The sequence below is a fragment of the Streptomyces fuscichromogenes genome, from assembly GCF_014645815.1.
GTDB classification, from domain to species: domain Bacteria; phylum Actinomycetota; class Actinomycetes; order Streptomycetales; family Streptomycetaceae; genus Streptomyces; species Streptomyces fuscichromogenes.
Genome location: NZ_BMML01000004.1, coordinates 14,637 through 28,252 on the forward strand (window position 1 = coordinate 14,637; position 13,616 = coordinate 28,252).

The window sequence follows — 13,616 nt, forward strand, 5'->3', positions numbered from 1 at the left end:
GGCCATGATCGGCCAGCCCCTTCGACGTGGGGTGTCGGTGAGACAAAGTAGTCTTGAGCCCATGCCTGAACGCCGTACCGTCGCACTCGTCACTCTCGGCTGCGCCCGTAACGAGGTGGACTCGGAGGAGCTCGCAGGCCGTTTGGAGGCGGACGGCTGGCAGCTTGTCGAGGACGCATCGGACGCGGACGTCGCCGTCGTCAACACCTGTGGATTCGTCGAGGCCGCCAAGAAGGACTCGGTCGACGCCCTTCTGGAGGCCAATGACCTCAAGGGGCACGGCAGAACCCAGGCCGTCGTGGCGGTGGGCTGCATGGCCGAGCGGTACGGCAAGGAGCTCGCCGAGGCGCTGCCCGAGGCGGACGGGGTACTCGGCTTCGACGACTACTCCGACATCTCCGACCGGCTCCAGACCATCCTCAACGGCGGCATCCACGCCTCGCACACCCCGCGCGACCGGCGCAAGCTGCTGCCCATCAGCCCGGCCGAGCGGCAGGACTCCGCCGCGGCGGTGGCTCTGCCGGGCCACGGCCCGTCCGACCTCCCGGAGGGCGTGGCGCCCGCCTCCGGCCCCCGTGCGCCCCTGCGCCGCCGCCTGGACGGCGCCCCGGTGGCCTCGGTCAAGCTCGCCTCCGGCTGCGACCGCCGCTGCTCCTTCTGCGCCATCCCGTCCTTCCGCGGCTCCTTCATCTCGCGCCGCCCGAGCGACGTGCTGAACGAGACCCGCTGGCTGGCCGAGCAGGGTGTGAAGGAGATCATGCTGGTCTCCGAGAACAACACCTCCTACGGCAAGGACCTGGGCGACATCCGCCTCCTGGAGTCCCTGCTGCCGGAGCTCGCCGAGGTCGACGGCGTGGAGCGGGTGCGCGTCAGCTACCTCCAGCCCGCCGAGATGCGCCCCGGCCTGATCGACGTACTGACCTCCACCCCGAAGGTCGTCCCGTACTTCGACCTGTCCTTCCAGCACTCCGCGCCCGGCGTGCTGCGCGCGATGCGCCGCTTCGGCGACACCGACCGCTTCCTGGAGCTGCTGGACACCATCCGCTCCAAGGCCCCGCAGGCCGGCGTCCGCTCCAACTTCATCGTCGGCTTCCCCGGCGAGTCCGAGTCCGACCTGGCCGAGCTGGAGCGCTTCCTGAACGGCGCCCGGCTGGACGCCATCGGTGTCTTCGGGTATTCCGACGAGGAGGGCACCGAGGCCGCGACGTACGAGAACAAGCTCGCCGAGGAGGTCGTCGCCGAGCGCCTCGCGCACATCTCCCGGCTCGCCGAGGAGCTCGTCTCGCAGCGGGCCGAGGAGCGCCTCGGCGAGACCGTGCACGTCCTCGTGGAGTCCGTGGACGACGAGGACGGCGTCCACGGCCGGGCGGCCCACCAGGCGCCCGAGACGGACGGACAGGTGCTGCTCACCAGCGGCGCGGGACTGCGCGTGGGCCGTATGGTCGAGGCGAAGGTGGTCGGTACGGAAGGTGTCGACCTGGTGGCCGAGCCGCTGCAGGGCTCGCCCGCATGGAGTGAGGAGACCGCCAGATGACCGGAGTCCCGGCGTCCGCCGCGGGCGGCTCCTCCGGCGCGCACGGCGCGCCGGGCTCCGCCGCCACGTCCGGTGCCGCCCCGGATTCCGGTTCCCGTGATTCCGGTTCCCACGACTCCGGTTCCCACGACGACGGGCGGCCCGCGCGTGGCGCGAAGATCGCCGCGGCCGCCGTCAACCAGGCGAGCCTGTGGAACGTCGCCAATCTGCTGACGATGCTCCGGCTGGTCCTGGTGCCCGGCTTCGTCGCCCTGATGCTGGCGGGCGGCGGATACGACCCGGCGTGGCGCTCGCTCGCCTGGGCGGCCTTCGCCATCGCCATGATCACCGACCTGTTCGACGGGCATCTGGCGCGCACGTACAACCTGGTGACCGACTTCGGGAAGATCGCCGACCCCATCGCCGACAAGGCGATCATGGGGGCGGCGCTGATCTGCCTGTCCGGGCTGGGCGATCTGCCCTGGTGGGTGACGATCGTGATCCTCGCCCGGGAACTCGGCATCACGCTCATGCGTTTCGTGGTCATCCGCTACGGCGTGATCCCCGCCAGCCGCGGCGGCAAGCTCAAGACCCTCACCCAGGGTGTGGCCGTGGGGATGTACGTGCTGGCACTGACGGGGTGGCTGGCGACGCTGAGGTTCTGGGTGATGGCCGCGGCCGTCGTGCTGACCGTCGTCACCGGCCTCGACTATGTGAGACAGGCCATTGTGCTGCGGAGGCAGGGAATCGCCGAGCGCGCGGCAGCGTCGGAGGAGACGGAAGCGTGAGTTCCACGGCCGCCGAACTGGTGCGACTACTGACGGTGAGAGGGCAGACCCTCGCTGTCGCCGAGTCGCTGACCGGCGGTCTGGTCGCGGCAGAGATCACCACGGTCCCGGGGGCGTCCAAGGCGTTCCGGGGCTCCGTGACCGCCTACGCCACCGAGTTGAAGCACGATCTGCTGGGTGTAGACGCCACCCTGCTGGCCCAGCGCGGAGCGGTGGATCCGCAGGTCGCGGCCCAGATGGCGGCCGGAGTGCGCAAGGCGCTGGGTGCCGACTGGGGTCTCGCGACCACCGGAGTCGCCGGCCCGGAACCGCAGGACGGCCGTCCGGTCGGGACGGTTTTCGTGGCCGTGGACGGGCCGTTCGGCCCTGGTTCCGGTTCTGCCACTGGCGGAAAAGTGGCGGCCCTGCGGTTGAACGGCGACCGCGCGGAAATTCGTAGAGAGAGTGTACGGAGCGTACTCGCACTGCTCCTGACGGAGCTTGCGGGCGAACAGACCGGGAATGAGCGGACACAGGATACGGAACAGAACGGGGGGTTTTGATGTTTGCAGCCCTGAGTGAACACGACATCGCTCCCCGCACGGCCGCGGCGCAAGGCGGTACGGTGGGGCGTGAAGGATGCGGCTACGCGGTCCGAGGAGGGAGCCACCGATGATTCTGCTCCGTCGCCTGCTGGGTGACGTGCTGCGTCGGCAGCGCCAGCGCCAGGGCCGTACTCTGCGCGAAGTCTCCTCGTCCGCCCGAGTCTCACTCGGCTATCTCTCCGAGGTGGAGCGGGGGCAGAAGGAGGCATCCTCCGAACTGCTTTCCGCCATCTGCGACGCGCTGGACGTACGGATGTCCGAGCTCATGCGGGAAGTGAGCGACGAGCTCGCCCTCGCCGAGCTGGCCCAGTCCGCCCGGGCCACCGAGCCCGTGCCCACGCCGGTTCGCCCGATGCTGGGTACCGTCTCGGTGACCGGCGTGCCACCGGAACGGGTGACCATCAAGGCGCCCGCCGAGGCGGTGGACGTGGTCGCCGCGTGACGCCTGCGCGGGTGTAGACCGACGCGGCGCCGACCTGGCGTCGAAGAAGTGCGCGAGGCCCCGGCCGGGGCCTCCCGGGGTGACCTGGTGAGGTGCGGCCGGGGCCTTCGTGCGTCTGCGTACCGGGTGCGTCCATTTGCCGGTGCCCGGTGGTCCGGTCATGGTGGAGGGACATGACAGGGGGCCGACGACCGGAGAGAACGCATGTACGTCGTGAAGAGCCCGCTGTCCGACGCGGACCTGAAGACCGTGGCAGAAGCGCTGCAGGGCGCCCTCGTCGACCTGGTGGACCTGGCACTGGCGGCCAAGCAGATCCACTGGAACGTGGTCGGACAACGCTTCCGGACCGTCCACCTCCAGCTCGACGAGGTCGTGGACACGGTCCGGTTGCACTCCGACACGGTCGCGGAGCGGGCGTCGGCGCTGGGCGTCTCACCGGACGGGCGTGCGGCCACCGTGGCGGCCGACAGCGGCATCGGGCCGGTGCCCGGGGGCTGGGTCAAGGACTCGGACGCGGTGGCGGCCCTGGTGGACGCGCTGGGCGCGGTGATCACCCGGATGCGGGAGCGGGTCACGGTGACCGCGGAGCCGGATCCGGTGTCCCAGGACATCCTCATCGGGATCACGGCGGATCTGGAGAAGCATCACTGGATGTTCCAGGCGGAGAACGCGTAGCAGAGGACGATGTCGGTCGACGGCCGTTGCATCGGTGAGCCCTCGGTGCGCCTACCCGGTGGGCCGGGCGGCGTTCTAGCGTCCGGCTGGAGGTGGCGGCCATGGTGGGGCGGATAGTGCGGTGGGGGGTTGCCCTGGGACTCGCGGCGGTGTGGTGGTGGGCCGTGCTGCGGATCGCGTTCACCGACGGCGCCGGGGCGCTGGAGGGGACCGTGGCCGCCGGCGGGTGGGGACTGAGCCTGCTGCCGGTGAACTGCGTGCCGAGGGCCCGCGCGGCCGGGGCCCTGGGCCCGGCGCGGTGGCGGACGGCCTGGCGGGCACACGGAGCTACCAGGGCATCGCGACCCCTCCGTTCGGGCGCAGGATCTGGCCCGTCGTGAACGAGGAGGCGTCGGACGCCAGATAGAGCACGGCGTGTGCGATGTCCTCCGCCTCGCCGACCCGGCCCAGCGGCGACATCCGGGCCATCCGCGTCTCCGTCCGCTCCTGCTCCGCACGGTCGTCGCGGTCGGTCATGGGGGTGCGGGTCCAGCCCGGGGCGACCGCGTTGACGCGGATGCCCTGCCGGCCGACCTCGTTGGCGAGCGTCCTGGTCAGCTGGACCACGGCCGCCTTGGCCGCGCCGTAGCAGAGCAGGCCGGGGCCGCCGGTGTCGATCGCACCCGAGGCCATGGTGATGATGCTGCCCCCGGTCCGTCCTGCCAGCATCAGCCGTGCCGCCTCCTGACAGGCGTACAGGACCCCCTTGAAGTTGACGCCCAGGACCCGGTCGAGGTCCTCGTCCCTGGTCTCCAGGACCGGGCTGCGGTGCATGATCCCGGCGATCGCCGCCATCACGTCCAGCCGCTCGCAGGACCGCACGGCCTGCCCGAGCCGCGCCCGGTCGGTGACGTCGAGGGTGTGGGTGCGGGCGAGACCGCCCTGGTCCTTGATCAGGGCCGCCGTCTCGTGCAGGCCGTCCGCGTCCCGGTCGGCACAGTGCACGGTCGCGCCCGCCTCGGCGAGCAGCACGGCCGACGCCCGGCCGATGCCGCCGGCGGCGCCGGTGACGAACGCGGTGCGTCCGGTGAGGTCGTACGCCTTGAGGGACATGACAGCGACGGTACGAGCGTTTCTGACGGACCGTCAATTGGTCGGGCGGGGGCGGCTTCCGTGGGGGTGCCGGGAACCCTGGGCGGGGGCCGGGCCGGTCTGGCAGGCGGGGCACCAGTAGGTGGGGCGCTCGCGGGAGCCGTCGCCCTGGTCGGCGAGGCGGACCGGGGTGTGGCAGCGCAGACAGGGGCGAGGGGCGCGGCCGTAGACGAAGAGGTCGTGGTCGCGCAGGCCGGTGGTCCGGCGCACCGGACGGTCGCGGTTGGCCGCCAGGAGGCGCTGGGCCATGCCGGGGAGGATCGCGGCGCGGTCGGCGGGGAGCGCGCCGACCGGGAGCCAGGGGGTCGCGCCGATCAGGAAGCAGAGCTCGCTCTTGTAGATGTTGCCGATCCCGGCGAGGTTGCGCTGGTCGAGCAGGGCCTCGCCGAGCGGGCGGGCCGGGTCCGCGAGGAGGTTGGCGAGGGCGCGGTCGGGGTTCCAGCCGGGACCCAGCAGGTCGGGGCCGAGATGGCCCACGGCGCGATCCTCCTCGCCGGTGCGCAGGAACTCCAGGACCTGGAGGCGGTATCCGACGGCCGTACGGTCGACGGTGCCGAGGATCGCCCGGATCTGGTGCGCGGGACCGCCCTTCCAGCGCTCGGCACCGCCGTAGACCTTCCACGCGCCCTCCATCCGCAGATGCGTGTGCAGGGTCAGGCCGCCCTCGAAGCGGGTGAGCAGGTGCTTGCCACGCGGGACGGTGCCGAGGACCGTACGGCCGGTGAGGTCGACCGTGGCGTACTTGGGCACCCGGAAGTCGCTGCGGGTCAGCACCTGGCCGGCGAGCGCGTCGTGCAGGCGCCTCGCGGCCTGCCAGACCGTGTCACCCTCGGGCATGGGTCAAGGGTGGCACGAGAAGACGGGTGGTGACGGGCGGTGAGGTTCGCACAGTGGATCACGCCCGTAGGCGCAGGCCGCGCGGGGTCGCGATGAAGCCGGCTCCCTCCAGCACGGTGCCCTGCGGGGAGGTCAGGGCCGAGACGCCGTTGACGCGCTCCACCGTCACCGTGCCGAGGGTGCCCGCACGGGCGGCCGCCGCCAGGGACTCCGCGGCCGCACGGAGCCGGGTGTCGTCGGTGGCGGCCGTGTCCGGGGCGGCGGGCCAGGCCAGCAGGGTCTTGCCGCCGCGCTCCATGTAGAGGGTCAGCTCGCCGTCGACCAGGACCACCAGAGAGCCCGCCTTGCGGCCCGGTTTGTGCCCGGCTCCGGTCGGCGGCTCGGGCCAGGGGAGGGCGGCGCCGTAGGCGTTCGCGGGGTCGGCGGCGGCGAGGACCACGGCTCTGGGGTCGGGGGCGGCGGGCACGCGGGTGCGGTGGTTGCCGTAGGCGTACGGGTTCGGGCCGTAGGGGTTGGCGGGGCCGCCCCCTCGGGGGCCGCCCCAGCCGGGGGCGGTGAACGGGTCGGCGGGGGCGAGGTCCTTGGGGGAGACGTGGTCGCCGGGAGCCGTGGGCGGCTCGGGCGGCCAGGAGAAGTCGCCGTCCAGGTCGGGGAAACCGGCCGCGTCGAAGGGGCCGAGGGGGTCGAACGGCTCGGCGGGGGCGGGAGTGCCGTGACCGCCGTCCGGGCCGCCGTCCAGGCCGCTGTGCGGGCCGATGGGCGAGGTGGCGCCGCGGCCGCCGTCCGGGCCGGTGGACGAGACGGCTCCGGTGCCGCCGAAGGCGCTGCCCGGCAGGCCCTCGCCCCGCTCGCGGGCATTGGACACCGCGCGCAGCCGGTCGACCGCGCCGTCCATCGCGAACTGCGCCGCGCCCAGGCCCTCGACGACGTAACCCCGGCGTGCCTGGCCGCTGTCCTCGAACGCCGACAGGATCCGGTACACCGCAGAGAAGCCGCCCTCGACGCCCTCCGCCGCGACCGCGCCCCGGGTCACCACGCCGTGCCGGTCGAGCAGGATCCGGGCCAGGGCGTGCGCGCGCACGGTGGGGTCCGGCTCGCGCTGCGGCAGCAGGGACCAGCGCCCGGCCACGGTCGGCGGGCCGGTACGGGAGACGGGCCGGGCGGAGGCCGTCAGGGAGCCGTAGCGGCCCCGCGGGACGGCCCGCTTGGCACGGTGGGCGGTGGAGCCCGCGGTACGTCCGGAGCCCAGCAGGGAGCGCAGCGGGGCCAGCGTGTCGTTGGTGAGCCGCCCGGACCAGGCCAGGTCCCAGACCGCGTCGGCCAGTTGGGGATCGGTGGCGTCGGGGTGGGTGGTGGCGCGGACCTGGTCGGCGATCTGACGGAAGAACAGGCCGTAGCCCCCGGAGAGGGCGTCGAGGACGGACTGGTGGAGGGCGGTGAGCTCCAGCGGGTGCGGCGGCGGGAGCAGCACGGGGGCCGCGTCCGCCAGATACAGGGAGACCCAGCCGTCCTTGCCCGGCAGGGCGCCCGCGCCGGCCCACACGATCTCGCCGGCCGCGGTGAGTTCGTCGAGCATCGCCGGCGAGTAGTTCGCCACGCGGGACGGCAGGACCAGCTTCTCCAGGGCCGAGGCCGGCACCGACGCGCCCTGCAACTGCTCCACGGCGCGCACCAGTCCGTCGACGCCGCGCAGCCCGTGCCCCCGGCCGATGTGCTGCCACTGCGGCAGGAACTGGGCGAGCGCGGCCGGTGCCACCGGCTCCAGCTCGTGCCGGAGCGCGGCCAGGGAACGGCGCCGGAGCCTGCGCAGCACCGCCGCGTCGCACCACTCCTGGCCGATGCCCGCCGGATGGAACTCGCCCTGTACGACCCGCCCGCCCGCGGCGAGCCGCTGCAACGCGCCCTCCGTGACCGCCACCCCGAGCCCGAAGCGGGCGGCCGCGGTGGCCGACGTGAACGGGCCGTGGGTACGCGCGTACCGGGCGAGCAGGTCGCCGAGCGGGTCCTTCACGGGCTCGGTGAAGGCTTCGGGGACCCCGACGGGCAGGGCCGTGCCGAGGGCGTCGCGCAGCCGGCCCGCGTCCTCGATCCCGGCCCAGTGCTCGGTACCGGCGATCCGGACCCTGATGGCCCGCCGGGCGCCCGCCAGTTCCGCCGCCCACTGCGGCTCGGCGCCCCGCTCGGCCAACTCGGCGTCCGTGAGCGGCCCGAGCAGCCGCAGTACGTCGGCCACGCCCTCCGGGTCCTTGATCCGGCGGTCCTCGGCCAGCCACTGGAGCTCGCGCTCCAGCTCGGTCAGCACCTCCGCGTCGAGCAGTTCGCGCAGCTCCGCCTGGCCCAGCAGCTCCGCCAGCAGCCGGGAGTCCAGGGAGAGCGCGGCCGCGCGGCGCTCGGCGAGCGGGGAGTCGCCCTCGTACAGGAACTGGGCGACGTACCCGAAGAGGAGGGAGCGGGCGAACGGGGACGGCTCCGGGGTGGTGACCTCGACCAGGCGGACCCTGCGGGATTCGAGGTCGCCCATCAGCTCGACCAGCCCGGGGACGTCGAAGACGTCCTGGAGGCACTCGCGGACCGCCTCCAGGACGATCGGGAACGATCCGAACTCGCTCGCCACCTGGAGCAGTTGGGCGGCGCGCTGGCGCTGCTGCCACAGCGGGGTGCGCTTGCCGGGGTTGCGACGGGGGAGCAGCAGCGCGCGGGCGGCGCACTCGCGGAAGCGGGCGGCGAACAGGGCCGAGCCGCCGACCTGGTCGGTGACGATCTGGTCGACCTCGCCCTTGTCGAAGGCGACGTCCGCCGCGCCCACGGGAGCCTGCTCGGTGTCGACCGTGTGGAAAGGTGTGCCGGCCTTCGGCGGGGCCTGGTCGAGCAGGTCCAGGCCCATCAGGTCGGCGTCGGGCAGCCGCAGCACGATGCCGTCGTCGGCGTGCATCACCTGGGCGTCCATGCCGTACCGCTCGGACAGCCGGGCACCGAGGGCGAGCGCCCAGGGGGCGTGCACCTGGGCGCCGAAGGGGGAGTGGACGACCACCCGCCAGTCGCCCAGCTCGTCGCGGAAGCGCTCCACGACGATCGTCCGGTCGTCCGGGACATGACCGCAGGCCTCGCGCTGTTCGTCCAGGTACGACAGCACGTTGTCCACCGCCCAGGCGTCCAGGCCCGCCGCCAGCAGGCGCAGCCGGGCGTCGTCCCTGGGGAGCGAGCCGACCTCGCGCAGGAACGCGCCGACCGCGCGGCCCAGTTCGAGCGGACGGCCCAGCTGGTCGCCCTTCCAGAAGGGCAGGCGGCCCGGGACGCCGGGGGCGGGGGAGACCAGGACCCGGTCGCGGGTGATGTCCTCGATCCGCCAGGAGCTGGTGCCCAGGGTGAAGACATCGCCCACCCGGGACTCGTACACCATCTCCTCGTCCAGCTCACCGACCCGGCCGCCGCCCTTCTTGGGGTCGGCGCCGGCCAGGAAGACCCCGAAGAGGCCGCGGTCGGGGATGGTGCCGCCGGAGGTGACGGCGAGCCGCTGGGCGCCGGGGCGGCCGGTGACCGTGCCCGCGACCCGGTCCCAGACCACGCGCGGGCGCAGCTCCGCGAACGCGTCCGACGGGTAGCGGCCCGCGAGCATGTCGAGGACCGCGGTGAACGCCGACTCCGGGAGCGAGGCGAAGGGGGCCGCGCGGCGGACCGTGGCGAGCAGGTCGTCGACCTGCCAGGTGTCCAGCGAGGTCATCGCCACGAGCTGCTGGGCCAGGACGTCCAGCGGGTTGGCCGGGACCCTCAGGGACTCGATGGAACCGGTGCGCATCCGCTCGGTGACCACGGCCGCCTGCACCAGGTCGCCCCGGTACTTGGGGAAGACCACGCCGGTGGAGACCGCCCCGACCTGGTGTCCCGCGCGGCCGACCCGCTGGAGCCCGGAGGCGACCGACGGCGGGGACTCGACCTGGACGACCAGGTCCACCGCGCCCATGTCGATGCCCAGTTCGAGACTGGAGGTGGCCACCACGGCGGGCAGCCGGCCGGCCTTCAGATCCTCCTCGACCAGGGCGCGCTGCTCCTTGGAGACCGAGCCGTGGTGGGCGCGGGCCAGGACCGGCGGGGCGCCCTGGGCCGCGCCCGAGCCGCCCATCAGCTCGGCCGGGGAGTGGTGTTCGTCCAGGGGCTCGCCGGTCGCGCGCTCGTAGGCGATCTCGTTCAGCCGGTTGCACAGCCGCTCCGCCAGGCGGCGCGAGTTCGCGAACACGATCGTCGAGCGGTGGGCCTGCACCAGATCGGCGATCCGCTCTTCCACATGCGGCCAGATCGACGGTTTCTCCGCCCTTTCGGCGCCGTCGGCGGCCGGGGAGCCGCCGAGCTCCCCCATGTCCTGCACCGGGACGACCACGGAGAGGTCGAACTCCTTGCCGGACCTGGGCTGGACGATCTCCACCTTGCGGTGCGGCGAGAGATAGCGGGCCACCTCGTCGACCGGGCGGACGGTCGCCGACAGGCCGATCCGGCGGGCCGGCCTGGGCAGCAGCTCGTCCAGCCGCTCCAGGGAGAGCGCGAGGTGCGCGCCGCGCTTGGTGCCGGCGACCGCGTGCACCTCGTCCAGGATCACCGTCTCGATGCCGGTCAGCGCGTCGCGCGTGGCCGACGTCAGCATGAGGAAGAGGGACTCCGGAGTGGTGATCAGGATGTCCGGGGGGCGGGTGGACAGGGCGCGGCGCTCGGCGGCCGGGGTGTCGCCGGAGCGGATGCCGACCCTCACCTCCGCCTCGGGCAGGCCGAGACGCACGGACTCCTGACGGATGCCGGTCAGCGGGCTGCGCAGGTTCCGCTCGACGTCGACCGCGAGGGCCTTGAGCGGCGACACGTACAGCACGCGGCAGCGCTTCTTCGGGTCGGCCGGAGGCGGGGTGGCGGCCAGCTGGTCCAGGGCGGCGAGGAAGGCGGCCAGCGTCTTGCCGGAGCCGGTCGGGGCGACCACCAGCACGTCCGAGCCCGCGCCGATGGCCTGCCACGCGCCCGCCTGGGCCGCGGTGGGCGCGGAGAACGCCCCCGTGAACCAGCCGCGGGTCGCGGGGGAGAAGCCGTCGAGGGCCCGGTGTGCGGATTTCGCCATGCGTCCATCCTGCACCCGGCTACTGACAACCGGGGCTGACCTGCGGCTTCGCCTGCGGCTGCGACGGGGGCCGGACGGGTCGGCAGCGGTTGAGAAGAGCCGGACGGGGTGTCGGCCGTCCGGGGGCGCACTTCGCCCGGATCGTCGGCGCCCCGACGGGCACCTGCCGGCGCGAGCGCAAGAATCGCGAGCGCAAGAATGGAGAAGACGTGCGGGACGGCCGCCCGTAACGTCCTGGGCGTGGCACAACAGACAGCACTCGAAGACATACACGACGAAGACGGGCCGAAGCCGGACTCCGCCGTCGTCCGGGACGCCCTCGGGGTCGGCGTCGCCGTAGGACTGTCCGGGTTCGCCTTCGGGGTGACCTCGGCGGGCAGCGGGCTCGGCCTGCTCCAGACCTGCGCGCTCAGCCTCCTGGTGTTCACCGGCGCCTCCCAGTTCGCCCTGGTGGGCGCGCTCGCGGCCGGCGGGAACCCGTTCACCGCGGCGGCCGGCGCCTTCTTCCTGGGGGTGCGCAACGCGTTCTACGGGCTGCGCCTCTCCCAGGTACTGGCCCTCCCGCGCGCGGTACGGCCGTTCGCCGCCCAGTGGGTGATCGACGAGACCACCGCGGTCACCCTGGCCCAGCCGACGCGCCGCACCGCCCGGCTCGGGTTCACCGTCACCGGGCTCAGTCTCTACGTGCTGTGGAACCTCACCACCCTGCTCGGCGCGCTCGGCGCCAAGGCCGTCGGGAACACCGACGCCTGGGGCCTGGACGCGGCCGGACCCGCCGTCTTCCTGGCCCTGCTCGCCCCCATGCTCAAGACCACGACCGACCGCGCGGTCGCCGCCCTCGCGGTGCTGCTGGGGCTCGGTCTGCTGCCCGTGCTGCCGGCCGGGGTGCCGGTCCTGGTGGCCGCGCTGGCGGCACCGGCCGCCCTGTTCGTCTCCGGCCGCCGGTCCGGCCGCGACCGTACCCGTGACGAGGCTACCGAGGAGACCCGGTGAACTTCTGGATCGCGATCGGCCTGACCGCCCTCGGCTGCTACGCCGTCAAACTCGCCGGACTGCTGGTGCCCGCGGGGGTGCTGGAGCGGCCGGTGGTGCGACGGCTGGCCGCCCTGCTGCCCGTGGCCCTGCTCGCGGCCCTCACCGCCCAGCAGACCTTCGCCGACGGGCACGCGCTGGTGCTGGACGCCCGGGCCGCGGGACTCGGGGCGGCCGCCGTGGCACTACTGCTGCGGGCGCCCTTCCTGCTCGTCGTCGGAGTCGCCGTGGCGGTGACGGCGGGGCTGCGCGCCATCACCGGCTGAGACTTCCGTCACCCGACGAAGCGGCCGTACGCCCTGAGGGTGAGCAGGGCCTCGACCGTCACCATGGAGCGGGCCTCCAGGGCGGCGGCCGGTGCCCACTGGCGCCAGCGGATCGGCCAGCCGCCGTCCGCCTCCTGCTCGGCGGTGAGGAAGTCGAGCGAACGGGTCATCTCCTCGTCGGTGAACCACGCGCGCGCGAGCGAGTCCGGGGACTTCGCGAAGTCGTGCGGGAAATGGTGCTCGCGCGGGGCGTAGCCGGGCGCAACCGGGAACGCGTCGAGGCGTTCCGGGTCCAGCGCGGCCAGTCGCCGTCCGCGCACCAGGCGGCCCAGCCGGTCGGCGGCCGCCTCCGCGCGCGGGCGGTCGGGCACCGTGTCCAGGAAGGCGACCGCGGCCTCGATCTCGTAGGGGTGCGACTTCTCCAGGCAGTCGATCGCCTGCCAGCAGAAGTCGGTGGCCCGGAACAGCCACGCGTGCCAGACCTCGTTGCGGTGCAGCAGGCCCACCACCGGACCGGTGGCGAGCAGCTCGCTGGGCGGGTTGTCGACGACCGGGACGAACGGTGCCACCGGATAGCCGCGCTGGCTCGGACGGACCGCCGGCAGTGCCCCGTCCGCCGTGGAGACGGCCGTCAGGTAGCGGCACAGGCGCTCCACCCGCTGTCCGCCGCACCGCTCGATGGCGTCCAGGACCCGCAGCGCGCGCCCGGTGTGCAGCGGCTGGCTCACCGGGCCGCGCAGATCGGGCTCCAGCGCGTGTCCGTAGCCGCCGTCCTCGTTGCGGTAGGCGTCCAGTGCCGTCTCCACCGGATCGGGACCGCCGGTCAGGAAGTGGTACGAGAAGAGACGTTGCTCCAGCACGCGCGCGGTGAGCCACATGAACTGTTCGGCGCGGGAGAGCGGGGTGTGCGCCGGGGGCGTAGGGGGGAGCGGGGAAGCTCCGGTTTCGGCCATGCGAAAGACCGTAGGGCGGAAAGCGGTCTCGGCAAGCGCTCCTGGGCAGGGCCCACTCTCAGGGGCGGGATACTGGTGTCATGCGGTTGACGGTCTTCTGGCAGCGGATGGCGGAACACTTCGGTTCCGGGTACGCCGACACCTTCGCGCGCGATCACGTGATGACGGAGCTCGGCGGGCTGACGGTGCACGAGGCGCTGGACTCCGGCTGGGAGGCGAAGGACGTGTGGCGTGTGGTCTGCACGGTCATGAACGTTCCGGGGGAGAGGCACTGACCGTGCACGAAGACCGGACACCGGC

General features: G+C 73.5%; 12 protein-coding genes. 8 read left to right on the forward strand and 4 right to left on the reverse strand.

Annotated features, from left to right (window positions below; translation table 11 throughout):
* The first annotated feature begins 61 nt into the window (after window positions 1–61).
* The 5 genes from rimO (at window position 62) to IEZ11_RS09715 (ending at window position 4,002) form a co-directional block, all read left to right on the forward strand.
* Complete coding sequence (gene rimO, locus IEZ11_RS09695) at window positions 62–1,534, forward strand: 30S ribosomal protein S12 methylthiotransferase RimO (RefSeq protein WP_189262255.1); 1,473 nt, start codon at window positions 62–64, stop codon at window positions 1,532–1,534.
* On the forward strand, window positions 1,531–2,301 hold the full coding sequence (gene pgsA / locus IEZ11_RS09700) for a CDP-diacylglycerol--glycerol-3-phosphate 3-phosphatidyltransferase (RefSeq protein WP_189262256.1): 771 nt from the start codon (window positions 1,531–1,533) through the stop codon (window positions 2,299–2,301). Before rimO ends, pgsA begins: the two co-directional genes overlap by 4 nt.
* Window positions 2,298–2,843, forward strand: coding sequence for a CinA family protein (locus IEZ11_RS09705; RefSeq protein ID WP_189262257.1), 546 nt, complete (start codon window positions 2,298–2,300; stop codon window positions 2,841–2,843). Before pgsA ends, IEZ11_RS09705 begins: the two co-directional genes overlap by 4 nt.
* 109 nt (window positions 2,844–2,952) lie before the next feature.
* Window positions 2,953–3,327: a helix-turn-helix domain-containing protein gene (locus IEZ11_RS09710; protein ID WP_189262258.1), complete on the forward strand. Its 375-nt coding sequence runs from the start codon at window positions 2,953–2,955 to the stop codon at window positions 3,325–3,327.
* A gap of 204 nt (window positions 3,328–3,531) precedes the next feature.
* The gene (locus tag IEZ11_RS09715; protein ID WP_189262259.1) at window positions 3,532–4,002 is read left to right on the forward strand and encodes a Dps family protein; all 471 of its coding nucleotides are present in this window, start codon (window positions 3,532–3,534) and stop codon (window positions 4,000–4,002) included.
* Window positions 4,003–4,329: 327 nt separating this feature from the next.
* On the opposite strand, the gene IEZ11_RS09720 is transcribed toward IEZ11_RS09715, so the two are convergent.
* Genes IEZ11_RS09720 through IEZ11_RS09730 form a run of 3 tightly spaced genes read right to left on the reverse strand, consistent with a single transcriptional unit; the run spans window position 4,330 to window position 11,065 of the window.
* Window positions 4,330–5,094, reverse strand: coding sequence for an SDR family NAD(P)-dependent oxidoreductase (locus IEZ11_RS09720; RefSeq protein WP_189262260.1), 765 nt, complete (start codon window positions 5,092–5,094; stop codon window positions 4,330–4,332).
* Window positions 5,095–5,127: 33 nt separating this feature from the next.
* The gene (locus tag IEZ11_RS09725; protein WP_189262261.1) at window positions 5,128–5,970 is read right to left on the reverse strand and encodes a DNA-formamidopyrimidine glycosylase family protein; all 843 of its coding nucleotides are present in this window, start codon (window positions 5,968–5,970) and stop codon (window positions 5,128–5,130) included.
* A gap of 58 nt (window positions 5,971–6,028) precedes the next feature.
* Window positions 6,029–11,065 carry an ATP-dependent helicase gene (locus IEZ11_RS09730; RefSeq protein WP_189262262.1) on the reverse strand — a complete coding sequence of 1,679 codons (5,037 nt, stop codon included), beginning with the start codon at window positions 11,063–11,065 and terminating at the stop codon, window positions 6,029–6,031.
* Between the two features lie 240 nt (window positions 11,066–11,305).
* Between IEZ11_RS09730 and IEZ11_RS09735 the strand changes: the two genes are divergently transcribed.
* Together IEZ11_RS09735 and IEZ11_RS09740 are read left to right on the forward strand one after the other, a co-directional pair.
* Window positions 11,306–12,058 carry an AzlC family ABC transporter permease gene (locus IEZ11_RS09735; RefSeq protein ID WP_189262263.1) on the forward strand — a complete coding sequence of 251 codons (753 nt, stop codon included), beginning with the start codon at window positions 11,306–11,308 and terminating at the stop codon, window positions 12,056–12,058.
* Window positions 12,055–12,363, forward strand: a complete 309-nt coding sequence (locus IEZ11_RS09740) for an AzlD domain-containing protein (protein ID WP_189262264.1) — start codon at window positions 12,055–12,057, stop codon at window positions 12,361–12,363. Before IEZ11_RS09735 ends, IEZ11_RS09740 begins: the two co-directional genes overlap by 4 nt.
* Before the next feature lie 8 nt (window positions 12,364–12,371).
* Here the strand turns inward: IEZ11_RS09740 and IEZ11_RS09745 are convergent, their stop codons facing one another.
* Window positions 12,372–13,316, reverse strand: coding sequence for a hypothetical protein (locus tag IEZ11_RS09745; RefSeq protein WP_189262265.1), 945 nt, complete (start codon window positions 13,314–13,316; stop codon window positions 12,372–12,374).
* 80 nt (window positions 13,317–13,396) lie between these two features.
* Between IEZ11_RS09745 and IEZ11_RS09750 the strand changes: the two genes are divergently transcribed.
* A complete protein-coding gene (locus IEZ11_RS09750; protein WP_189262266.1) occupies window positions 13,397–13,591 on the forward strand; it encodes a DUF3046 domain-containing protein in 195 nt (64 codons plus the stop codon).
* The last annotated feature ends 25 nt before the right edge of the window (window positions 13,592–13,616 follow it).